Here is a 22,293-nt window from a genome sequence, read left to right as displayed (position 1 = left end):
ATGGCAACGAGCCGGTCAACCGGCTCGTCGCCCCCGTGCCATTCCTGGGAATGGCACCTAGTGCAGGAAACGCTGGAGAACGACTTACTTGCGTTTCTTGCGGTTGGCCATGTGGATGGCATGCCCATCGACAGCCAGCGCCGCCTCGTGCACCGCTTCCGACAGCGTCGGATGGGCAAAACAGGTCAGCGCCAGGTCTTCGGCACTGGAACCGAACTCCATGGCGATCACGCCCTGGGCGATCAATTCACCGGCGTGCTGGCCGAGAATGTGGATACCCAGGACGCGGTCGGTTTCGGCATCGGCGATGACCTTGACCATCCCTTCCGGCGCGTTGTTCGCGAGTGCGCGACCACTGGCCGAGAACGGGAAGGCACCGGTCTTGACTTCGATGCCCTGCTCCTTGGCCTGCTGCTCGTTGATACCGACCCAGGCCACTTCCGGCGCCGTGTAGATGACGCTGGGAATGGCGTCGTAATTCATCTCCGGTTTCTGCCCGGCAATGATGTCGGCGACCATGACGCCCTCTTCCGAGGCCTTGTGGGCCAGCATCGGGCCGCGCACCACGTCGCCGATGGCGTAGACGCCGGAAACATTGGTACGGCACTGGTCGTCGACGAAGATGAAGCCGCGCTCGTCGAGCTTGATACCGGCGCCGTCGTCGAGCAGATTTTCGGTATAGGGCTTACGGCCGACACAGACGATCAGCTTGTCGAAGGTCTGTTCCTGTTCGCCCTCGCTGTCGGTGTACTGGACCACGACTTCGCGCTTGTCGCCCTTGCCCTTGATCTCGGAGCCGGTCACCCGCGCGCCCATCTTGATGTCCAGCCCCTGTTTCTTGAACAGTTTCTGGGCATCCTTGGCGATCGCCTGATCGACCATCGGCAGGAAGGTGTCCAGCGCCTCGAGCACGGTGACTTCACTGCCCAGACGGCTCCAAACGCTACCCAGCTCCAGGCCGATGACCCCGGCACCGATCACGCCCAACCGCTTGGGCGCCTCGGCGAACTCCAGCGCACCGGCGGAATCGACGATGATGTCGTCGGTCATCGGTGCCGGCGGGATATTCACCGGGACCGAACCGGAAGCGATGATGACGTTGTCGGCCTCATAGGTCTCGGTCTTGCCGTCGTGACCGGTGACCTCGACCTTCTTGCCATCGAGCAGCTTGCCGGTGCCCTCCAGCGCGGTGACGCCGTTGGACTTGAACAGCATGCTGATACCGCCGGTGTTCTTGGCGATGACGCTGTTCTTGAACTCCATCATTTTCTTCACGTCGGTGGCGACATCGCCGACATTGATGCCGATCTCGGCATAATGGTCGCGCGTCTCGACGAACTTGTGCGAAGTCTCCAGCAAGGCCTTGGAGGGGATGCAGCCCACGTTCAGACAGGTACCGCCGTGAACCGTCTTGCCTTCCTTGTTGACCCACTTCTCGACGCAGGCTGTCTTGAGGCCCAGTTGCGCGGCGTGAATCGCGGCGACGTAGCCCCCAGGGCCGGCGCCAATGACGATCACATCGAATTTATCGGCCATGAAAATATTCCTGTTCGCTTCGTTTGACGTTCAGTCTTCGAATTCGTGTGCGACGGTGCGAATATCCGCTGGCCCGGACGCGAGGCGTCCGGGCTCCGGTCATCAGATATCCAGCAGCAGGCGCGCCGGGTCTTCCAGCAGCGACTTGATCGCCACCAGGAACTGGACCGCGTCCTTGCCGTCGATCATGCGGTGGTCGTAGGAGACGGCGAGGTACATCATCGGGCGAATCTCGACCTTGCCGTTGACCGCCATCGGACGCTCCTGGATCTTGTGCATGCCCAGGATCGCGGTCTGCGGCGGGTTCAGGATCGGCGTCGACATCAGCGAGCCGAAAATGCCGCCATTGGTGATGGTAAAGGTGCCGCCCTGCATGTCGTCGATGCCGAGCTTGCCCTCGCGACCGCGCTTGCCGAAGTCGCCAATCGCCTTCTCGACATCGGCCAGCTTCATGCTGTCGGTGTCACGCAGCACCGGCACCACCAGACCGCGCGGCGTGGAGACGGCGACGCCGATGTCCTGATAGCCGTGGTAGACGATGTCGGTGCCATCGATGGAGGCGTTGACGTCGGGGAAGCGCTTGAGCGCCTCGGTTGCCGCCTTGACGAAGAAGCCCATGAAGCCGAGCTTGACGTCGTGCGCCTTGAGGAAGGTGTCCTTGTATTCACTGCGCAGTGCCATCACCGCGCTCATGTCCACCTCGTTGTAGGTGGTCAGCATGGCCGCGGTCTGCTGGGCCTGGACCAGGCGCTTGGCGATGGTCTGGCGCAGGCGGCTCATCGGCACGCGCTGCTCGGGACGCTCGCCCTCGACCGCCGGCGCTGCCGCCGCTTTCGATGCGGAGGTGGCAGCCGGCTTGGCGGATTTCTTCGCCGAGCCATCCTTGACCGCCTTCTGCACGTCTTCCTTCAATATCCGACCGCCCTTGCCGGTGCCCTCGATCTTGCTGACATCGAGATCGTTCTCGGCCGCCAGCTTGCGCGCGGCAGGCGCCAGGATCTTGCCATCCACCTTGGCATCTTCCTCACCATCGCCAGCGGGAGCCTCGTCCCGGTCGCCGGAGGATTCAGCGGAAGCCCCGCCGTCGCCTTCACCACCCGCACCCTCGGAGAAGACGGCCAGCAGCGCCTCGGATTCGACGACCTCGCCTTCCTCGACCTTGATCTCGGAGAGCGCGCCGTCGGCCGGGGCGACGACTTCCAGCACGACCTTGTCGGTCTCGATCTCGGCCAGCACCTCGTCGCGCTTGACCGCTTCACCGACTTTCTTGGTCCAACTGGCGACGGTGCCTTCCTGCACGGATTCGGGGAAGCTCGGCGCCTTGACCTCGAAGCTCTTGCCGGACGCGGCAGGCTTGGCCGCCGGCTTATCGCTACCCGACTTCTCCTCGCCTTCCGACTTCTCATCGGCGGCCGGCTTCTCTTCACTCTTGCCGCCTTCCGAAGCCGCGCCGAGAACGCCCAGCACCTGCTCGGATTCGCAGGTGTCGCCCTCTTCGATCTTGATCTCGGAGAGCGTACCGGCCTCGGGCGCCACCACCTCGAGGACGACCTTGTCGGTCTCGATCTCGACGATCAGTTCATCGCGCTCGACGCTGTCGCCCACTTTCTTGTGCCAAGTGGCGACCGTTCCCTCGGCAACGGATTCGGGAAAAGTCGGCGCTTTGATATCAGTAGCCATGTCGTATCCTTAGTCTCTTTTCTCTCGCGCCTGTCTCAGCGGCAAGGCGTCTTACGCGTTGAAAGCGTCGTCGACCAGTTGGCTCTGCTGGGCCACATGGACAGACATGTAGCCCGCGGCTGGCGCGGCAGAAGCCGGACGACCCGCGAACTTGAGGCTGTGATCCAATCCCTCGCGCACCATACCCGCCACCAGGCGCAGATGGTGCTGACTCTGATACCAGGCGCCCTGGTTGAGCGGCTCTTCCTGACACCAGACGACCTGTTCCAGATTCGGATAGGTCTTGAGCGCTTCCCATAGCTCGTCCTTGGGAAAAGGATAGAGCTGCTCGACACGAATGATTGCCGTGTCGTCACGCTCGTTTTCGGACCGGTAGGTCGCGAGATCGTAGTAGACCTTGCCCGAGCAGAGCACGGCGCGCTTGACCTGCTGAGGATCCCGTTCGCCGACGTCGGGGATGACCATCTGGAAGCGCCCTTCCGCGAGCTCTTCCATGGTCGAGGTCGCATCCTTGTGGCGCAGCAGGCTCTTGGGCGACATCACGATCAGCGGCTTGCGCAGCGGCCGGATCACCTGGCGACGCAGCAGATGGAAGATCTGCGCCGGGGTGGTCGGTACGCAAACCTGCATGTTGTGCTCGGCACACAGCTGGAGGAAACGCTCGAGGCGAGCGGAGGAGTGCTCCGGCCCCTGCCCTTCATAACCATGCGGCAGCAGCAGCGTCAGACCGCACAGACGTGCCCATTTCGACTCGCCAGAGGAGATGAACTGGTCGACCACCACCTGAGCGCCGTTGAAGAAGTCGCCGAACTGGGCTTCCCAGATGATCAGCGAGTTGGGCGCGGTCGTGGCGTAGCCGTATTCGAATGCCAGGACGGCCTCCTCCGACAGGAAGGAGTCGTAGATGGCGAAGGCGGGCTGGTCGTCCTTGATATGCTGCAGCGGGACATAGGTCGAGGCGTCGGCCTGGTTGTGCACCACGGCATGCCGATGAGAGAACGTGCCTCGGCCGGTATCCTGCCCTGTCAGGCGCACCGGATGCCCGGCGTCGACCAGGGTGGCGTAGGCCAGCGTCTCGGCGAATCCCCAGTTGAGCGGCTGGTTGCCGGCCAGCATCTTGCGACGCTCCTCGTAGACCCGAGCAACCTGGCGCTGAACGTCGATACCGTTGGGGATCTCGCTCATCTTCTGCGCCAACTGGGTCAGTTGATCGAGATCGCAACTGGTATCGGTGTCACCGCTCCATTCATGTCCCAGATACGGCGTCCAGTCGACGAACAAGCCGGTGTTGGGCTGCTTCACCAGCGCGTTGGCGACATGATTGCCGGCCAGCAGATCGTCCCGATACTGCTCGCCCATCTGCTTGGCCTGCTCCTCGTTCAGCACGCCTTCCTTGATCAGTTGCTCCACGTAGAGCGTCCGCGTCGACTTGTGCGACTTGATCTTGGAGTACATCAGCGGCTGGGTGCCGGACGGCTCGTCGGCCTCGTTGTGGCCACGCCGACGGTAGCAGACCAGGTCGATCACGACGTCGCGCTGGAACTCCTTGCGATAGTCCACGGCGACCTGGGTCGCGTGAAGCACCGCTTCAGGATCATCACCGTTGACGTGCAGAATCGGCGCCTGAACCATCTTGGCGATGTCGGTGCAGTACTCGGTGGAACGCGCGTCATCGGGCCGCGAGGTGGTGAAACCGACCTGGTTGTTGATCACGATGTGCAGCGTACCGCCGGTCTTGTAACCGCGGGTCTGCGACATCTGGAAGGTTTCCATCACCACGCCCTGGCCGGCGAAGGCAGCGTCACCGTGGACCACCACCGGCAGGACCTGCTGGCCATCGTCGTCCTGGCGGCGATCCTGGCGTGCGCGCACGGAACCTTCCACGACCGGGGAGACGATCTCCAGATGCGAGGGGTTGAACGCCAGTGCCAGGTGGACTTCGCCACCAGGCGTCATGACGTTGGAGCTGAAGCCCTGGTGATACTTGACATCGCCGGAGCCCTGTTCGATCTGCTTCTTGCCGTCGAACTCGTCGATCAACTCCGACGGGCTCTTGCCGAGGATGTTGACCAGCAGGTTGAGGCGTCCGCGGTGGGCCATGCCGATCACCACTTCCTTGACGCCATAATTGCCGCTGCGCTGGATCACCTCGTCCATCATCGGGATGAAGGATTCGCCCCCCTCCAGACCGAAGCGCTTGGTGCCCGGATACTTGGAAGCGAGATAGCTCTCCAGCCCCTCGGCCGCGGTCAGGCGCTCCAGCAGGTGTTCGCGTTCGCTCTGACTGTATTTCGGCTTGGACCGCACCGACTCGAAACGCTGCTGCAGCCAGCGTTTCTCCTCGGTGTTGACGATATGCATGAACTCGCAGCCGATCGAGCGACAGTAGGTCTGCTCGAGCGCCTCGACGATCTCCTTGAGCGACGCTTCCTCTTTGCCCAGAAAGAACGAACCGGTCTGGAACTCGGTGTTCATGTCGGCTTGAGTCAGGTCGTGGAAGGAGAGATCGAGATCGGGGACCGTGTCGGGCTTGCGCAAGCCGAGCGGATCGATGTTCGCGCGCTGATGGCCCCGGAATCGATACGCGTTGATCAGCTGGAGAACCTTGACCTGCTTGCGGTTCTCGCTACTGCCGGTGGCGGCGGTCGCGGGGGTGCGACGTTCGCGCGACAGTTGATAGAACTGCTCCCGTATCGGGCTGAGGGGAACGTCTTGGGAGGGAGAGCCTTCCAGGCGCGGCAACTGCTCGAAAGCTTGGCGCCACTCATCGGGAACGGTCGCGGGATCATCCAGGTACTGCTCGTAGAGCGCTTCCACATAGTGGGCGTTGCCGCCGCTCATGTGGGAAGTGCGCCACATCAACTCCATTATGCCTTCTTGCATCTCTCGTTCACCCTACACTGATGGGGTGTTGTCGGCGCCGGTCGCAGCTGCGCCTCGGCGTCACTCCGGAACCGTCGCGAGACGGCCAACGATCATGCCATTCAAGGCGTCTTCATGATCGTTAAAAGCCGGTGCGCGAGGCACCGGCTGACATCTTGAGCTCTAGTCGGCTGCGACATTGGGTCGCAGCCGGTAGCGTGGCGGTATGATAACAAGCCCAGCGCTACGATTTAAGTCGTAGATACCGCCTTTGACGATCAGGTCGCGTTGGACAACAGCATTTCGCGAATCTTGCCGATCGCCCGAGTCGGGTTCAGACCCTTCGGGCAGACGGCGACGCAGTTCATGATGCCGCGGCAACGGAACAGGCTGAACGGGTCTTCCAGCTCGGCCAGCCGCGCCTGGGTGGCGTTGTCACGCGAGTCCGCCAGGAAGCGGTAGGCCTGCAGCAGGCCGGCCGGGCCCACGAACTTGTCCGGGTTCCACCAGAAAGACGGGCAAGAGGTCGAGCAGCAGGCACACAGGATACACTCGTAGAGCCCGTCCAGCTTGTCACGCTCCTCCGGCGACTGCAGCCGCTCGATGGCCGGCGCCGCGGTATCGTTCTGCAAGTACGGCTGCATGCGCTCGTACTGCTTGTAGAACAGTCCCATGTCGACCACCAGGTCGCGCATCACCGGGAGCCCCGGCAGCGGACGCAGCACCAGCTTGTTGTCCTTGACCACGTCCGACAGCGGCGTGATGCAGGCCAGCCCGTTGGTGCCGTTCATGTTCATGCCATCGGAGCCGCACACGCCCTCGCGACAGCTGCGACGGAAAGCCAGCGAGCTATCCTGATCCTTGATCATGGTCAGGATATTGAGAACCATCAGATCGCGCCCCTGGGTATCGATCTGGAACTCCTGCATATAGGGAGCGGAGTCGGTTTCAGGGTTGTAGCGGTAAACGGAAACCTGCAGATTGGACATCGTGACAACCCCCTTAGTAGGTACGGACTTTCGGCTCGAAAGTATCGACCGTCTTCGGCGTGAAATTGACATCACGCTTGGTCACGGTCTTGTCGCCCGGATGGAAGAGCGAGTGCTTGAGCCAGTTGACATCGTCGCGATCCGGGTAGTCGTAGCGCGAGTGAGCGCCGCGACTCTCCTTGCGATCGAGCGCCGCGATCGCGGTAGCCTCGGCCACTTCCAGCAGGTTATCGAGCTCCAGGGCTTCGACCCGGGCCGTGTTGAAGACATCGGACTTGTCGCCCAGATGGGCCTGTCCGATGCGCTCGCGCAGTTCCGCCAGCTTCTTGACGCCTTCCTGCATGTTGTCTTCCTGCCGAAAGACCCCGAAGGCATTCTGCATGGTGTTCTGCAGCTCGGCCTTGAGTTCGGGCACGGACTCGCCACCGCTGGACTCGTTCCAGCGCGCCAGCCGGCTGGTAGCACGCTCGATGTCCGACGCCGAGGCGTCGAGGTACTCGATACCCTCGCTGAGCGCCTTGTCGATATAGATCCCGGCGGCGCGACCGAATACCACCAGGTCGAGCAGCGAGTTGCCGCCCAGGCGGTTGGCGCCGTGCACCGAGACACAGGCCGCCTCGCCGCAGGCGAACAGACCGTTGACGATCTGGTCGTTGCCATCGCCATCCTGAGTGATGGCCTGGCCGTGCACGTTGGTCGGAATCCCGCCCATCATGTAGTGACAGGTCGGCGTGACCGGGATCGGCTCCTTGACCGGATCCACGTGGGCGAAGGTCTTGGAGAGCTCGACGATACCCGGCAGGCGCTTCATCAGCACCTCTTCGCCCAGGTGATCGAGCTTCAGCATGACGTGGTCGCCATTTTCGCCGCAGCCGCGCCCTTCCAGCACCTCCATGACCATGGAGCGGGCGACCACGTCGCGGCCAGCCAGATCCTTGGCGTTGGGCGCGTAGCGTTCCATGAAACGCTCACCGTCCTTGTTGATCAGGTAGCCGCCCTCGCCGCGACAGCCTTCCGTCACCAGCGTACCGGCGCCGTAGATGCCGGTCGGATGGAACTGCCACATCTCCATGTCCTGCATCGGGAACCCGGCGCGCAGCGCCATGCCGATGCCATCGCCGGTGTTGATCAGGGCGTTGGTGGTGGAGGCGTAGATACGGCCCGCACCGCCGGTGGCCAGCACAGTGGCCTTGGACTTGACGTGCACGATCTCGCCGGTCTCGATGCACAGCGCGATGCAGCCGACCACGTCGCCATTGGCATTCTTGACCAGATCGATGGCGTACCACTCGTCGAGGAAGACCGTGTTGTTCTTCAGGTTGTTCTGGTAGAGCGTGTGCAGCAGCGCGTGTCCGGTACGGTCGGCCGCGGCGCAGGTGCGTGCGGCCTGGCCGCCCTTGCCGAAGTCCTTGGATTGACCGCCGAATGGGCGCTGGTAGATGCGTCCATTGTCGAAGCGCGAGAAAGGCAGCCCCATATGCTCGAGTTCGAATACCGCCTTCGGCCCCTCCGAGCAGAGGTACTCGGCAGCGTCCTGGTCGGCGATATAGTCGCCGCCCTTGACGGTGTCGTACATGTGCCAGCGCCAGTCGTCATTGGGGTCGGCGGAAGCGATGGCACAGGTGATGCCACCCTGCGCGGAAACGGTGTGCGACCGCGTCGGGAAAACTTTGGAAAGTACCGCTGTCTTCTTGCCGGATTTGGCCAGCTCGAGCGCCGCCCTCAGGCCGGAACCGCCACCGCCGATGATGATGGCGTCAAAAGTCAGGTTACGCATGGTTGACATGGATCAGGCTCCCCAGAGGACTTGAACGCCCCACACCAGAAAAACGAAGATGGCAAGAATCACGACGGCCTGGAAGGCGAAGCGAACACCGGTGTGCTTGAGATAGTCGGTGGAGACCGTCCACAGACCTACCCAGGCGTGAGCGGCCATGGATATGAAGGCCAGCAAGGAGAAGATGCGCATCCAGGTCTGGGAGAACAGGCCGCTCCAGGTAACGTAATCCAGGTTCGGATGAAACAGCAGGTAGGCCACGACGAACAGCGCATAGAGCGCCAGCACCACCGCGGAAACCCGCTGGATCAGCCAGTCGGACAAGCCACTGCGGCCCAGATTCGTGATATTGGTTACCATACCCAGACTCCTGCCAGAACCACCAGAACGGCACTGATCACGACAGTGATCTGCGCCTTGCGATTGCCACCCTCGAGATCGACACCGTAGCCGGTATCCATCAGCAGGTGCTTGATCCCCGCGACAAAGTGGAAGCCAAGTGCCGACAGCAGGCCCCAGGCAATCAGCTTCACCAGCACATTGTGCGCCAACGCGTTACGCACCGATTCGAAGCCCTCGGGAGAGGAGAGCGAAGCATCCAGCGCCCAGAAGCCGAAAATCAGCCCGACGAAAAGGATGACGCCGGTGATGCGATGTGCGATAGAGGTAAGTGCGGGAAGTGGAAAGTGGATGGTGGACAGGTCGAGGTTTACTGGACGTTTGCTATTCACGGCTCTTAAACACTCTCTTAACCCAAACGGGTCGTGCCCGTTCAGGGCGGTGGTTTTTAGAAGCTGGACACGGTCGCAAGATGCAGTTCCGATGCGGCCCCAACCGGCTGACGATGCCATATCGTGCGGTTGCAGATTATAGGGTTTGGGTAACGGTATGACAAATCATCACACCGGCCGCTCATGGGAAAAATCTCCGTCCACCCCCGTCGCCAGCGACTTGCGGGTTGTCGACAGTCGAACGAAATTTCTTTTGCCGCTGTCGGCTCGCCCCCATCGATGGGTATGATGGCGACTCGGCCCGAGCATCCCCGGTGCCATTCCTTGCCCTGGCACTCCGCCACCTCTTCTACAATCCGGGACAAACGCCGCAACCACGGTGTCAACGCGACCTAGGCGAATTGACAAACCCCTGCGGAAATCTATAGTGGGCAAACTCTTTTTTTCGCCTGCAGGCAGTAAAGACAAAGGCTTATGTCACGATAAAGGAGGCCTACATGGCTGACAGAAAAGCGAAACTATCGGTCGATGGTGTCGACAACACCATCGAATTGCCGGTATACCCCGGCACCGTCGGCCCCGATGTCATCGACGTCCGCAGCCTGACCGCAGAAGGCCTGTTCACCTACGATCCTGGCTTCGTCGCTACCGCCTCGTGCGAGTCCGGCATCACCTATATCGACGGTGCCGCCGGTACACTGCTCCATCGCGGGTACCCGATCGAGCAACTGGCCGAGAACTCCAACTACGTCGAACTTTGCTACCTTCTGATGTTCGGTGAGCTTCCCTCTTCGAAGGAGTACGAGAAGTTCAGGGATACCATCGGTCGTCACACCATGGTTCACGAGCAGATCGTCAACTTCTACAAGGGGTTTCGCCGCGACGCACACCCCATGGCCGTTCTCTGCGGCGTCGTCGGCGGGCTCGCTGCCTTCTACCACGACAACCTCGACATCACTCAGGCCGACCAGCGTCACGTCAGCGCCATACGCCTGATCGCCAAGATGCCGACGCTGGCCGCGATGTGTCACAAGTACAACATCGGCCAGCCGTTCATGTATCCGCGCAACGACCTCAATTACTCCGAAAACTTCCTGCACATGATGTTCGGCAATCCGTGCGAGCACTACGAGGTCAACCCGGTCATCGCCAAGGCGATGGATCGCATCTTCATGCTGCACGCCGATCATGAGCAGAATGCCTCGACTTCCACCGTGCGCCTGGCCGGCTCCACCGGCGCCAACCCCTTCGCCTGCATCAGCGCCGGCATCGCCGCACTCTGGGGGCCGGCGCATGGCGGCGCCAACGAGGCGGTACTGGCGATGCTGGACGAGATTGGCGACGACTCGGAAGAGAACATCCAGCGCTTCATCGACAAGGCCAAGGACAAGGACGACCCGTTCAAGCTGATGGGCTTCGGCCATCGGGTCTACCGCAACTTCGACCCCCGCGCCAAGGTGATGAAGGAGACCTGCGACGAGGTCCTCGGAGAGCTGGGAATCGGCGACGACGCACAACTGCAGATCGCCAAGCGCCTGGAACAGATCGCGCTGGAGGACGAATATTTCATCGAGCGCAAGCTCTATCCCAACGTCGATTTCTACTCCGGGATCATCCTCAAGGCCATCGGTATTCCCACCAACATGTTCACGGTGATCTTTGCCATGGCACGCACGGTTGGCTGGATCTCCCACTGGAACGAGATGATCACCAACGGCTACCGGATCAGCCGCCCCCGCCAGCTCTATACCGGCTACGACAAGCGGGATTATCCGACGAAGTAGAACTGCAGCGCACTAGCAATACACCCCGATGCCGCCGGAATGACCGGCGGCTTTTTCATGTCCGCCCCACGGACGGCGAAGATTTCCACACTTCCTGTGGATAAGCCTGTTAAAAACCCCTCGATAATGTCACCAAACCGCCTCCAGAAGCGCCCTGCCAACAGATTGCTTAATTTTTAACCACAACTAAGCCATTGATTTTAATAGGTAAAATTTTCATTTGCCTATTTTCAGTAAGTTAGCGGCGTCAAGGGGGCGCGAATCGCCACGGTGGAAAAGCCGGCAGAATGTCAAGCCTGGAGGGATCGATATCGATCAGTTATCAACAGCCGCAGAAACCCGTGAAGCTGGATATCGGTAAGAGAAACAGAGAAGGAAGAAGTGGCGTCCCATAGGGGGTTCGAACCCCTGTTACCGCCGTGAAAGGGCGGTGTCCTGGACCACTAGACGAATGGGACGCTGAAGACGACGCGAAGGTCGGTTCTTGTGGTGGAGCCTAGCGGGATCGAACCGCTGACCTCAACACTGCCAGTGTTGCGCTCTCCCAGCTGAGCTAAGGCCCCGTTCCAAGAACGGGGCGAAATATACGGCCATCCCACTGATAAGTCAACGCTTTACACAGAAAAAATCGAACTGCCCTGACATGGCCGGTATCGAGTCACAGCTCGCGATACTGCTTCTCAAGACGCTTGGCCTGTTTCTTGGAAACACCGCCGAGCACCTCGATCGCATGGCGAAGGCGCGCCCGCGTGACGTCCGAGCCCAGAATCGCCATGGCATCGAGTACCGATGTCGAGTGGGAACTTCCCGTCACCGCGATGAACACGGGCGCCAGGAAAGCCTTCATCTTCAGCTCGAAGTGCTCCGCCAGCAGCTTGACCTGCTCCAGCAGCGCCCCCTTCTCCCAGCTCGTAAGGGTCTCGAGCCGCCATACCAGGAACTGCAGCAGCGTCACCAGCGTCTCACGTTCGAGATCGACGCCGTCGAAGCTCCGCTCGTCGATCTCGGGCAGGCCAGCGAAGAAATGGCCCGCCAGCGGCATCGCATCGGAGAGCGTGGTGATCCGCGGGCGAATCTGGGGCAGGATCTGGCCGACGTACGCCTCGTTGAACGCCCACTCGCGCAACGCTCCCAGGAGCGCCGCATCGTCAAGGTCCTCGCGGATATAGACGCCGTTGAGCCAGCTCAATTTGTCGAGATCGAAAACCGGGCCACCCAGCGAGACCCGCTGAAGGTCGAAGTGAGCCATCATCTCGTCGAGACTGAACTTCTCGCGCTCGTCCGGCATCGACCATCCCATCCGCCCGAGATAGTTGGTGACCGCCTGCGGCAGGAACCCCATCCGACGATAGTAGTTGATCGAGGTCGGATTCTTGCGCTTGGACAACTTCGACTTGTCCGGATTGCGCAGCAAGGGCATGTGGCACAGCTCCGGCATCGGCCAGCCGAAATACTCGTACAGCAATTGATGCTTGGGTGCGGAGTTGATCCACTCCTCGCCCCGGAGGACGTGGGTGATCCCCATCAGATGGTCGTCGACCACGTTGGCCAGATGGTAGGTCGGCATACCATCCGACTTCATGAGAATCTGTGCGTCGACTTGCGCCCAATCGACCTCTATCTGCCCACGAAGCATGTCCTGGACGACACAGACACCTTCGGAAGGCACCTGCAGTCGAATGACGTAGGGATAACCGGCCGCTTCCCGCCTGCGCTGTTCGTCGGGATCCAGCGCCAGGTCGTGAGGCTTCAGCGCCAGATGCAGTCCCGCCGCCCTTCGCTCTTCCCGCAGCGCATCCAGCTCTTCGCTGGTGCGGTAGCACTTGAAGGCGTGCCCGCCCTCGAGCAGCCGTTCGGCGTGCTGAGCGTAGATGGAACCCCGTTCACTTTGTCGATAAGGGCCGTGAGGCCCTCCGATATCCGGGCCTTCGTCCCAGTCCAGCCCCAGCCAGCGCAGCGAGTCGAGAATCATTTTCTCCGACTCGGCCGTGGAGCGCTGGCGATCGGTATCTTCGATCCGCAGAATGAACTGCCCGCCATGCAGGCGAGCGAAGCAGAGATTGAAGAGGGCGATGTAAGCTGTCCCGACATGGGGGTCGCCAGTCGGTGAAGGCGCGATGCGCGTGCGTACCGTCATGAATTCCATTCCGTTGATGAACGAGCGCTGTAATTGTACGCCTTCCCGAGGGGAGGCTGCAGCGCTGGCTATCCCTCCCAGTCGTTGTGGATAGGTGCGGAAGGGGGCATCGGGAGGCCTGGATACGTTGGGGCCATGAACTGATACCTTGACGATTCCCTGCTTCGAGCCAACGCTTGGACCGAAAAAATTAGACAAACATATGACAACAAGCTCGCAACCCGAAACATACTTCGGTAATGAGTGGATATCCTCACAGCACCAATACGCAGGCGAGATTCATGGATGGACGGGTTAGGACCACGAATCAAACAACTCCGCCTTCAGGCAGGAATGAGCAAGGCTGCACTGGCAAGACGGGTGGGCGTCTCCGACGTCACGATCTCCTACTGGGAGTCAGGCACCATCAAGCAGATCGGCCATGAGCGCCTCGTGGCGCTCACCTCGGCACTGAGCTGTTCGATCAAGCAGCTCCTCGACGACGATGTCCTCAATGCGATGGCGGTCGACTCGCAGATGTCGAGCCAGGCCGTCCTGAGCCTCCATTCGCACCTGGCGGCGCCCTGGGAGCAGCAGAAGACGGAGCCGGACGCGATGTCCACGCTGCAGCTACTGACCCAGGATTGTCATCTGGTGACGCCGGCTGAAAACGAATCGTTCGATTTTCTGTTCGAGGGGGATCTGGCCGCTGTCCTGCCGTGTGACAAGTTTCAGCAGGACGGCCTCTATCTGCTCGAGCGGGAGGGGATGCTGCAGATTCAATATCTCGAGCATCTGGCGTCCGGCAGAATGCGTGTCAGCGGAGAGCAGCTTCATGGGGTGACCGTGGAGAGCGTCCGTCATCCGCCGTTTCGCATCGTCGGCTACATCAGGGCACGCTGGAGCCGTCAATGACAGCCGGCCCCGTCGCGAAAAATGGTCGGCCGCTCGACGGCCGAACGAATGAAGTGCCAGCCACCCGGCATGAAGAAAACGATTCGGCGACGCAAGCGATCGGGCGAACTCCCCAACGGATCGATACACCGGCAGCGCTCGACGTTCGGTGCGCGTCGGCGCTGCGCCCGGCGGGCCCCGGACTCTAAGGCACTGCCCGATCTTGCATTTCCCGTGCTCGACTATACAGTTGGTGTCAGACTATAGTCGAACCCATTTTGCGTTGCGGGCTTTACGGGCACAGAGCCGAGTAAGCGCCTCGAGCCATGGTTAAGGAGAAGAGCCGATGGAAATGTTTACGGTCAAGCAATCCGAAAGTTCATTGATGGCGTGCTGTCGCGCTTGTGGCCATGAGCAGCCGCTACCGACGACAACCACTGACGCCGAAGAGCAGAAGGCGGTCAGCATCAAGTGCGAACGCTGCCCCAGCGAAGACGCATATGTTTCAGTTCCTGCCCCGTCAGCCGCGGTTACCGAGCTCGCTTGACCCTCGCACACCGATCTCGATGGGCCTGACCCAACCGGGTCAGGCCCCTGCCCAACGCCTCGATTCCACTCGACCCCGCCGAACTCAACCGTACCGCTGCTGCTGACGGTAGGCGAAGAAGAACACGACCAGCCCCACTGCCGCCGCCGCCGCCCCGACGTAGCCGGTCGCGGTCCATCCCAGCCCGGCGCCGATGGCTATGCCGCCGAGCCACGGCCCCAGCGCGTTGGCCACATTGAAAGCGGCGTGATTGGAAGCGGCAGCCAGGGTCTGGGCATCCGCCGCCACATCCATCAGCCGTGTCTGCAGTGCCGGGGACAGCGAGACCATGGTCCCGACCGCCACGCAAATCAGCAGAATCGACCATAGCGACTGCGCCGCCAGCGGAAAGAGCAGCAGGATGGCAATGCACCAGACCAGCAACCAGCCCACCCCCTTGAGCTGCATGCGATCGTAGAGTTTTCCGCCGACGATATTACCGATAATGGCGCCTGCGCCGAATGCCGCCTGGGCCACGGGTATCCAGTACGGCGACACCTGCGTCACGTTGACGAGGACCGGAGCCAGGTAGGCGAAGACACAGAACATACCGGCGAAGCCGATCGCGCCGACCCCTAGCGTCAACCAGACCTGAGAACGCTTGAGCGCGGTGAGCTCCTGCATCGGGCTATTGCGCTTCTCTTGTCGGTTCAACGGTAGATAGATGAACACCAGAACGACCGCCAAGACAGCAATGCCACCGACCATGGCAAAGGCCAGGCGCCAACTCATCATCTGACTCAGCCAGGTGGCGAGGGGGTTGCCTATCAGCATGGCGATGGTCAGTCCGGACATGACCCGGCTCACCGCCTGAGCCCGCTTGTGCGGGGGAACGAGCGAGGCCGCGACCAGGGAGGCGACGCCAAAATAGGCGCCGTGAGGCAGTCCGGAGATGAAGCGAAAGATCATCAAGGTGTGATAATCCGGCGCCAGGGCGCTGGCGATATTGCCCAGCGCAAAAAAGGCCATCAGCATCAGCAGCAGATGACGCCGATAGAAGTGCGATCCCATGACGGCGATCAGTGGCGCCCCCACCACGACGCCTAGCGCGTAGGCGCTGATGACGTTACCCACTTGCGGCTCGGAGATGCTCAAAGCCCTGGCCACGTCCGGCATCAGACCCATGATGGTGAACTCGCCGACGCCAATGGCGAATCCTCCCACGGCCAGCGCTATTTCGATCAGCAACGCATACCGCCGGGAGGGCTTTGCTGTATCGGCCGAGTGAGCGTTAGCCACGGCCACCTCCTACTTTAGTCTAATAGAGTTGACTTGCGATTATTCACGCTAGCCGGCGCTATGGGAACCGTCGACTAACAATATTCTTGCAGATGGTCGGCAATGCTCCTGCGGGCGGATCGGCAAGCTCGCTTCGGTCCCGGCCGGCGGGTGGATGGGCCCTAAAGCCCAGGGTTCGCCGCAGTGTCATGGCGTGTCAGGGAGCAGTCGTCGAACGACCGTATCAAACTATAACTTTAATAATAAAATAGAAGTATCTTAACTATACGACATGGCGAACTCCGGCCACCGAATCAGGCACTCTCCTGTCTGTCGCTCTTTTTCTTCCAAAGCGCCAGAGCAAGGGAAGAAGCCATGGCCATGACGCCGGAAGTCGTTGAAAAACGGCAGCTAAGGCGCTGCCTATAGATAGAATCACTACTCACGTCGGGCCATGCAGAATAGGAGGGCCCCTATACGAACTATGCATCTATCTAGAAACACGACTATGTTAATCTAATCATTGATACATCAAATCAGAAGCTAATCGCGTCATTTCATAACATTAACTAAATTCATGACAAAACCGATGGCATCCATAACTCATACTCATGTCGTTCAGGCGATGTCCCACTGGCTTGCCAGCAATGGCTATCGATGTGGGGCCAGCCGACTGGGCACGCGACCGGAAATCGATCTCGAAGCCACGTCCGTGTTTGGACAGAGGCGCCTGATCGTCGACTGCCGGGGCGAACTTGGCCTCGATGTCGGCCAGGACCCTTGGATGGAGATCACCCAAGCCTTCTTCTATCTCATCCAGGACAGCGAAATGCCGGACGAGACGGCCCAGGTATCGCTGGCACTCCCCGACACCTCCGATTTTCGCCGCCGGATGGCCGGGATGAAGGAGTTCTGCCTACGCCAGGGCGTCGCCGTGTTCTGGGTGGCCGAGAACGGCCAAGTCAGGCAGTGGGAGGCAGACACGCCTGCCGCTTCCGGCGCCAGAGCATTGCCCTGACGGGCGCGGATACCGGCTCCAGCACGAGTGAGTGCGCGGCCTCTCTCGCGTCGAGGAACTTTTTCATCGATAACGACTCATAACGATCAAGAGATACTGAATAGCAGTCGCTACAGGGATTCTCGAGCTTACTGTAATGATCGTTATCGCCGCGCTCAGCGCGGCGTTTTTTTATCCGGTAACAGTGATACCCGCGGTCGGCGTCGGGTCCACCGTCTCTCTCCATTACCGGGGCGAACGCCACCGAGATCGACCGGTACGGCATGAGCTCCCGTGACGTCCGAACGGCGCCATCTTTGCTCGAGTTCGGCTATCATCGACCTCCGCGCGATCGACATCTTGCCGGGTGTACCTTGCCAAGCGCCGTGTCAACGACATTTGGGCGCCGCCGCCAGCATGGTAAACTGCGACGACTGCCGCGCCCCGGAGCCTCCGCATGCCACTATTCTTCGTGGTCTTCCTCGTCTGCCTGCTGATCAGTCTGGCCACCGTGGCGGCGCTGATGCTATCGCGCACTCCCCGCTATCGAACCCAACCACAGGATCTTCTCGACCTGTTCGACGCGGTACTGGACAACCGCGCCAGTGAAGCACGCTGGCACACCTTGATCGGCTACCCGATCCGCCACGATGCCTATCTGGAAAACCTGCGCCGCCGGAGCCAGCACCTGATGGAAACGCACGGTCGCCCGTGGCAAGCGGCCCAGGGCGGATCGCTCTTCTCTCGCAAGGGTCGGGAAGAGCTGACGGCACTGCGCGACCACCTGGCGGCCCATCAGGCGCTTCACGGAAGTGAGTATCATGCCTGAACACGCCACGTCGCGACGAACACCATGACCGATACCATCCGGCTGACACCGCTGGACAACGCCATCCAGCACCACCACCACGACTATCACCAGCTCGTGATCGGGCTGTCCGGTTACGCGGAATTCGAGATCGCCGGTCAGGGAGGTGTCGTCGCGCCACTCTCGGGCTGTCTCGTGCCAGCCAATATCGAACACTATTACGAGGGCATCGGGGATAACCGCCAGTTGATCATCGACTTGCCGGACGATGCCTCTGCCCTGACCGGGATGAATCGGCGATCGAGAGCCCTGTTCGATCGCCCGGGGTACTTTGCTCTCGATGAATCGCTACAGCACTACCTGCAGTTTCTGATCAACGAGATGGGTCAAGCCAGTCACGCACCCGGGGATCTGCTGGTCGCCACCCTGCTCAGTTCACTGCACGCCCGCCTGAACGCGCCGCTCCGCTCTCCCTCGCTGGCCAAGCGAGCCAGTCGAGCACTCGACGTCCAGCGGCTCGAGCAGTTCGTTCTCGAACGGCTGGACCGGCGCCTGAGCGTCTCCGACCTGGCCCGCCTGGTCTGTCTGAGCGAAGCGCACTTCGCCGAACGATTTCGCGAACAGACTGGCATCACTCCCTATCAGTTCGTGATGCGGCTGCGTTTGAATCGGGCTCGTGAATTGACCACGTTGACCGACATGCCGCTGGCAAATATCGCGGAACGCACAGGGTTCGCCAACCAGAGCGCCCTGAGCAACGCCTTCCGGCGCCGCTATGGCCATCCGCCCATGCAGCTGAGACGCCCCTCTCGTTAGCGCGACAAGCCGGCCTTTTTCGCAAATACCCCCGGATAATTGGCAAGTACCGCCCACCTGTTTCACGATAGAGTCAGCCACCACGCCTATCCCTTGGCGCAGTTCACCGTACGCTTCCGGCAAGCGGCCATCACCGCCGATGCCGATTATCACGGGGTTAAACAATGCTAAAAGCCGACCAAATGCTGGATGCCGCTACCTGGCAGACTTCGCTGGAGACGCTGTTCGCCAGGATCAGCGACCACTATGTGGTTGACGAGGACGCCTACCTCGAGCAGCTGTGCGCCATGCTGGACGCCGACGAAGCGGATTTCGCACGCATCGGCGACAAGACGGCGCAACTGGTCCGCGATGTCCGCACCATGGACACCGCCGTCGACTCCATCGACGAACTGCTCCAGCAGTACAGTCTCGATACCCAGGAAGGCGTGCTGCTGATGTGTCTGGCGGAGGCGCTTTTACGTATTCCCGACAAAGCCACCGCTGATGCCTTAATCGAGGACAAGCTGGGCGTCGCCGACTGGAAGCGCTACCTAGGACAGAGCGAGTCGTGGTTCGTCAATGCCTCCACCTGGGGTCTGCTGATGACGGGCAACGTCATCCAGCTGGACAAGCCAAGAGAGGGCAAGCCGGCCAATTTCATCAACCGCATGGTCAATCGCATGGGCGAGCCGGTGATTCGCAGCGCCATGTATCAGGCGATGAAGATCATGGGCCAGCAGTTCGTGCTGGGCCGCACCATCGATGAAGCCTTGAAGCGCTCCAAGCCGCTGTTCAACAAGGGCTACACCTACTCCTACGACATGCTGGGCGAAGCGGCCCGCACCCGTCAGGATGCCAAGCGCTATTTCGACGACTACGCCTCGGCAATCCGCCAGGTCGGTGAAACCAGCCTCAAGCTGGACGCCAGCACGCCGGCCCCGTCTGTCTCGATCAAGCTCTCCGCACTGCATCCACGCTACGAGTTCGGTCGCCGCAGCCAGGTGCTCGAGGAACTGGTCGGCACCGTCAAGCAGTTGGTGGAGCTGGCTCGGGAGCGCCATGTGGCGCTGACCGTCGACGCCGAGGAGGTGGACCGTCTCGAACTCTCGCTGGAGGTCTTCCGCGCGGTTTTCGAAAGCGATGTCTGTCGCGGCTGGGGCCACTTCGGCCTGGTGGTTCAGGCTTACGCCAAGCGCTGCCTGCCGGTACTGCACTATATCAATCGCCTGGCCGATCAGCAGGGCGACGAGATCCCCCTGCGGCTGGTCAAGGGCGCCTATTGGGATACCGAGATCAAGGAGTCGCAGAAGCTCGGCGTCGATGGCTACCCGGTCTATACCCGCAAGGCTTGCACGGATGTGGCGTATCTCGCCTGCGCCCGGTTCCTGCTCTCCGACAATACCCGCGGCCGCATTTTCCCCCAGTTCGCGACGCACAACGCTCACACCATCACGAGTATTCTCGAGCTGGCCAACGACGCCGATCGCGCCTTCGAGTTCCAGCGACTGCATGGCATGGGCGAAGCGCTCTATGACGCGGCGCTCAAGCGCGCCCCGCAAGGCACCTACTGCCGCATCTACGCACCCGTCGGCGCACATAAGGACCTGCTACCGTACCTGGTCCGCCGGCTGCTGGAAAATGGCGCCAACTCGTCATTCGTCCACCAGTTGGTCGACCCACGGGTGGCGGTCGAGTCGCTATGCGTCCATCCGATCGCCACGCTCAAGCCCTACCCGACCTTCGCCAATCCCAAAATTCCGTTGCCGAAGGACATCTACGGTCCGGCACGCAAGAACTCCAAAGGCGTCAACTTGAACATCAACAGTCAATACCAGCCGCTCATCGACCGCATGGCGGAGTTCATGGACCGGGAATATCACGCCAAGCCGCTGCTTGGCATCGACATCGCCGACGACGACAGCCAGCGTCAGCCAGTCGCCAGCCCCTACGACCGCCGTCAGCCGGTGGGCAGCGTGCAGTGGGCGACACGCGAGCAGGCCCAACAGGCCGTCGATATTGCCTGGAAAGCCTTCCCCCGCTGGAGCGAGACGCCGGTCGACGAGCGCGCGGCCATTCTCGAGCGTCACGCCGACCTGATGGAGAACCATCTGCCGGAATTGATGACGCTCTGTTCCCGCGAGGGCGGCAAGCTGCTCACCGATGGCGTCGACGAGATTCGCGAGGCGGTGGATTTCTGCCGCTATTATGCCGCCCGCGCCCGCGAACTGTTCGCCGAGCCGACCCTCCTGCCGGGGCCGACCGGTGAATCCAACGAGCTGATGATGAGCGGCAAGGGCGTGTTCGCCGCCATCAGCCCCTGGAACTTCCCGGTGGCGATCTTCACCGGGCAGCTGGTGGCGGCCGCCGTGGCCGGCAACAGCGTGCTGGCCAAACCCGCGGAGCAGACCTCGCTGGTCGCCAACCGCGTGATCGAGCTGCTGTTCGAGGCCGGCATGCCGCGTGACGTGGTCCAGCTGCTGCCGGGCGACGGCCTCACCGTGGGCAGCGTGCTGAGCAGCGACCCGCGGATTACGGGCGTGGTCTTCACCGGCTCCACCGACACCGCGCAGATCATCAACCGGGCACTGGCCGCAAGAGAGAACGCCGCCCTGCCTACGTTGATCGCCGAGACCGGCGGCATGAACGCGATGATCGTCGACTCCACCGCCCTGCCCGAGCAGGTCGTCGCGGATGTCGTCCACTCGGCGTTCCAGAGTGCCGGCCAGCGCTGTTCCGCCCTTCGCGTTCTCTACCTGCAGGAAGATATCGCCGATCGCGTCATCGAGATCCTGCGTGGGGCCATGGAAGAGCTGCGGATCGGTGATCCCCGCGATCTCGGCACCGACGTCGGCCCGGTCATCGACGAGGAGGCTCGCGAAGGACTGCTCGCCCATATCGAGAAGATGAAGGCCGAGGGCCGCTTGCTCGCCGAAGCCAAGCTCGATCCGGCACAGACCGGCAACGGCACCTTCGTGGCGCCCATGGCCTTCGCCATCGACGGCATCGAATCGATGCAAGCGGAGCAGTTCGGGCCGCTGTTGCACATCGCGCGCTATCGCGCCGACCAGCTGGAAGACGTCATCGACGCCATCAACGCCAAGGGCTACGGCCTGACGTTCGGCGTCCACAGCCGTAACGAAAGCTTCACTCAGCATGTCGCCAGCCGTATCCGTGTCGGCAACGTCTACGTCAATCGCGATATCATCGGCGCCGTCGTCGGGGTGCAGCCGTTCGGTGGCCAGGGCTTCTCCGGCACCGGTCCGAAAGCCGGAGGGCCGCACTACCTGTTGCGCTTCGCCACCGAGAAGACCCGCACCATCAACACGGCTGCGCTGGGCGGGAATGCGTCGCTGCTAGCGATGGGAGACGAGTGATCCCGCTCGTCGTCAACGACAACAAACTGAAGGAAGTTCTGCATGACCGAAAACAATATCAACAGGGGGCCAAAGCCCCCTCGCCAGCCATCCGCGGCGCGAGCCGTCGCCGCTCCGGGCCGCGTGAACACCCCAGGCCCGGC

At 61.5% G+C, this 22,293-nt stretch carries 15 protein-coding genes and 2 tRNA genes; 6 read left to right on the top strand and 11 right to left on the bottom strand.

Features of this window, described 5'->3' with window-relative positions; genetic code table 11:
* Nucleotides 1-84: 84 nt before the first annotated feature.
* The 7 genes from lpdA to sdhC form a co-directional block, all read right to left on the bottom strand.
* On the bottom strand, nucleotides 85-1,536 hold the full coding sequence (gene lpdA / locus DOM45_RS11610; RefSeq protein WP_110600704.1) for a dihydrolipoyl dehydrogenase: 1,452 nt from the start codon (nucleotides 1,534-1,536) through the stop codon (nucleotides 85-87).
* Between the two features lie 102 nt (nucleotides 1,537-1,638).
* Nucleotides 1,639-3,216 carry a 2-oxoglutarate dehydrogenase complex dihydrolipoyllysine-residue succinyltransferase gene (gene odhB, locus DOM45_RS11605; protein WP_110600702.1) on the bottom strand — a complete coding sequence of 526 codons (1,578 nt, stop codon included), beginning with the start codon at nucleotides 3,214-3,216 and terminating at the stop codon, nucleotides 1,639-1,641.
* Between the two features lie 51 nt (nucleotides 3,217-3,267).
* Nucleotides 3,268-6,099: a 2-oxoglutarate dehydrogenase E1 component gene (locus tag DOM45_RS11600; protein WP_110600701.1), complete on the bottom strand. Its 2,832-nt coding sequence runs from the start codon at nucleotides 6,097-6,099 to the stop codon at nucleotides 3,268-3,270.
* A 257-nt stretch (nucleotides 6,100-6,356) separates the two neighbouring features.
* On the bottom strand, nucleotides 6,357-7,067 hold the full coding sequence (locus DOM45_RS11595) for a succinate dehydrogenase iron-sulfur subunit (RefSeq protein WP_110600699.1): 711 nt from the start codon (nucleotides 7,065-7,067) through the stop codon (nucleotides 6,357-6,359).
* A gap of 13 nt (nucleotides 7,068-7,080) precedes the next feature.
* Nucleotides 7,081-8,853 carry a succinate dehydrogenase flavoprotein subunit gene (sdhA, locus tag DOM45_RS11590; protein WP_110600697.1) on the bottom strand — a complete coding sequence of 591 codons (1,773 nt, stop codon included), beginning with the start codon at nucleotides 8,851-8,853 and terminating at the stop codon, nucleotides 7,081-7,083.
* 3 nt (nucleotides 8,854-8,856) lie between these two features.
* On the bottom strand, nucleotides 8,857-9,204 hold the full coding sequence (gene sdhD / locus DOM45_RS11585) for a succinate dehydrogenase, hydrophobic membrane anchor protein (RefSeq protein ID WP_110600696.1): 348 nt from the start codon (nucleotides 9,202-9,204) through the stop codon (nucleotides 8,857-8,859).
* Entirely contained in the window at nucleotides 9,198-9,575 is a 378-nt protein-coding gene (gene sdhC, locus DOM45_RS11580; RefSeq protein WP_205909449.1) for a succinate dehydrogenase, cytochrome b556 subunit, read from the bottom strand. The genes sdhD and sdhC overlap by 7 nt, the downstream gene beginning before the upstream one ends.
* Nucleotides 9,576-10,072: 497 nt before the next feature.
* Here sdhC and gltA point away from each other — a divergent pair, with 497 nt between their 5' ends.
* Nucleotides 10,073-11,359: a citrate synthase gene (gene gltA, locus DOM45_RS11575; protein ID WP_110600691.1), complete on the top strand. Its 1,287-nt coding sequence runs from the start codon at nucleotides 10,073-10,075 to the stop codon at nucleotides 11,357-11,359.
* 382 nt (nucleotides 11,360-11,741) lie between these two features.
* On the opposite strand, the gene DOM45_RS11570 is transcribed toward gltA, so the two are convergent.
* The 3 genes from DOM45_RS11570 to gltX all read right to left on the bottom strand — a co-directional run bounded on the left by DOM45_RS11570 (nucleotide 11,742) and on the right by gltX (nucleotide 13,496).
* Nucleotides 11,742-11,817: transfer RNA gene (locus DOM45_RS11570), tRNA-Glu, on the bottom strand.
* 29 nt (nucleotides 11,818-11,846) lie between these two features.
* Nucleotides 11,847-11,922: transfer RNA gene (locus DOM45_RS11565), tRNA-Ala, on the bottom strand.
* A 95-nt stretch (nucleotides 11,923-12,017) separates the two neighbouring features.
* Entirely contained in the window at nucleotides 12,018-13,496 is a 1,479-nt protein-coding gene (gene gltX, locus DOM45_RS11560) for a glutamate--tRNA ligase (RefSeq protein ID WP_110601114.1), read from the bottom strand.
* A 333-nt stretch (nucleotides 13,497-13,829) separates the two neighbouring features.
* Here gltX and DOM45_RS11555 point away from each other — a divergent pair, with 333 nt between their 5' ends.
* Nucleotides 13,830-14,390, top strand: a complete 561-nt coding sequence (locus DOM45_RS11555) for a helix-turn-helix domain-containing protein (RefSeq protein ID WP_425353335.1) — start codon at nucleotides 13,830-13,832, stop codon at nucleotides 14,388-14,390.
* Between the two features lie 610 nt (nucleotides 14,391-15,000).
* Here the strand turns inward: DOM45_RS11555 and DOM45_RS11545 are convergent.
* Complete coding sequence (locus DOM45_RS11545; protein ID WP_240612371.1) at nucleotides 15,001-16,194, bottom strand: MFS transporter; 1,194 nt, start codon at nucleotides 16,192-16,194, stop codon at nucleotides 15,001-15,003.
* 763 nt (nucleotides 16,195-16,957) lie between these two features.
* Between DOM45_RS11545 and DOM45_RS20045 the strand changes: the two genes are divergently transcribed.
* The 4 genes from DOM45_RS20045 (at nucleotide 16,958) to putA (ending at nucleotide 22,150) form a co-directional block, all read left to right on the top strand.
* Entirely contained in the window at nucleotides 16,958-17,191 is a 234-nt protein-coding gene (locus DOM45_RS20045; RefSeq protein ID WP_157958409.1) for a hypothetical protein, read from the top strand.
* A gap of 436 nt (nucleotides 17,192-17,627) precedes the next feature.
* Complete coding sequence (locus DOM45_RS11535; protein ID WP_110600684.1) at nucleotides 17,628-17,999, top strand: hypothetical protein; 372 nt, start codon at nucleotides 17,628-17,630, stop codon at nucleotides 17,997-17,999.
* A 24-nt stretch (nucleotides 18,000-18,023) separates the two neighbouring features.
* Nucleotides 18,024-18,794, top strand: coding sequence for an AraC family transcriptional regulator (locus tag DOM45_RS11530; RefSeq protein WP_110600682.1), 771 nt, complete (start codon nucleotides 18,024-18,026; stop codon nucleotides 18,792-18,794).
* 164 nt (nucleotides 18,795-18,958) lie between these two features.
* The gene (putA, locus tag DOM45_RS11525; RefSeq protein ID WP_110600681.1) at nucleotides 18,959-22,150 is read left to right on the top strand and encodes a bifunctional proline dehydrogenase/L-glutamate gamma-semialdehyde dehydrogenase PutA; all 3,192 of its coding nucleotides are present in this window, start codon (nucleotides 18,959-18,961) and stop codon (nucleotides 22,148-22,150) included.
* The last annotated feature ends 143 nt before the right edge of the window (nucleotides 22,151-22,293 follow it).

The sequence above is a fragment of the Salinicola lusitanus genome, from assembly GCF_003206045.1.
GTDB classification, from domain to species: domain Bacteria; phylum Pseudomonadota; class Gammaproteobacteria; order Pseudomonadales; family Halomonadaceae; genus Salinicola; species Salinicola lusitanus.
This window is presented reverse-complemented; position numbering and strand designations above follow the sequence as displayed.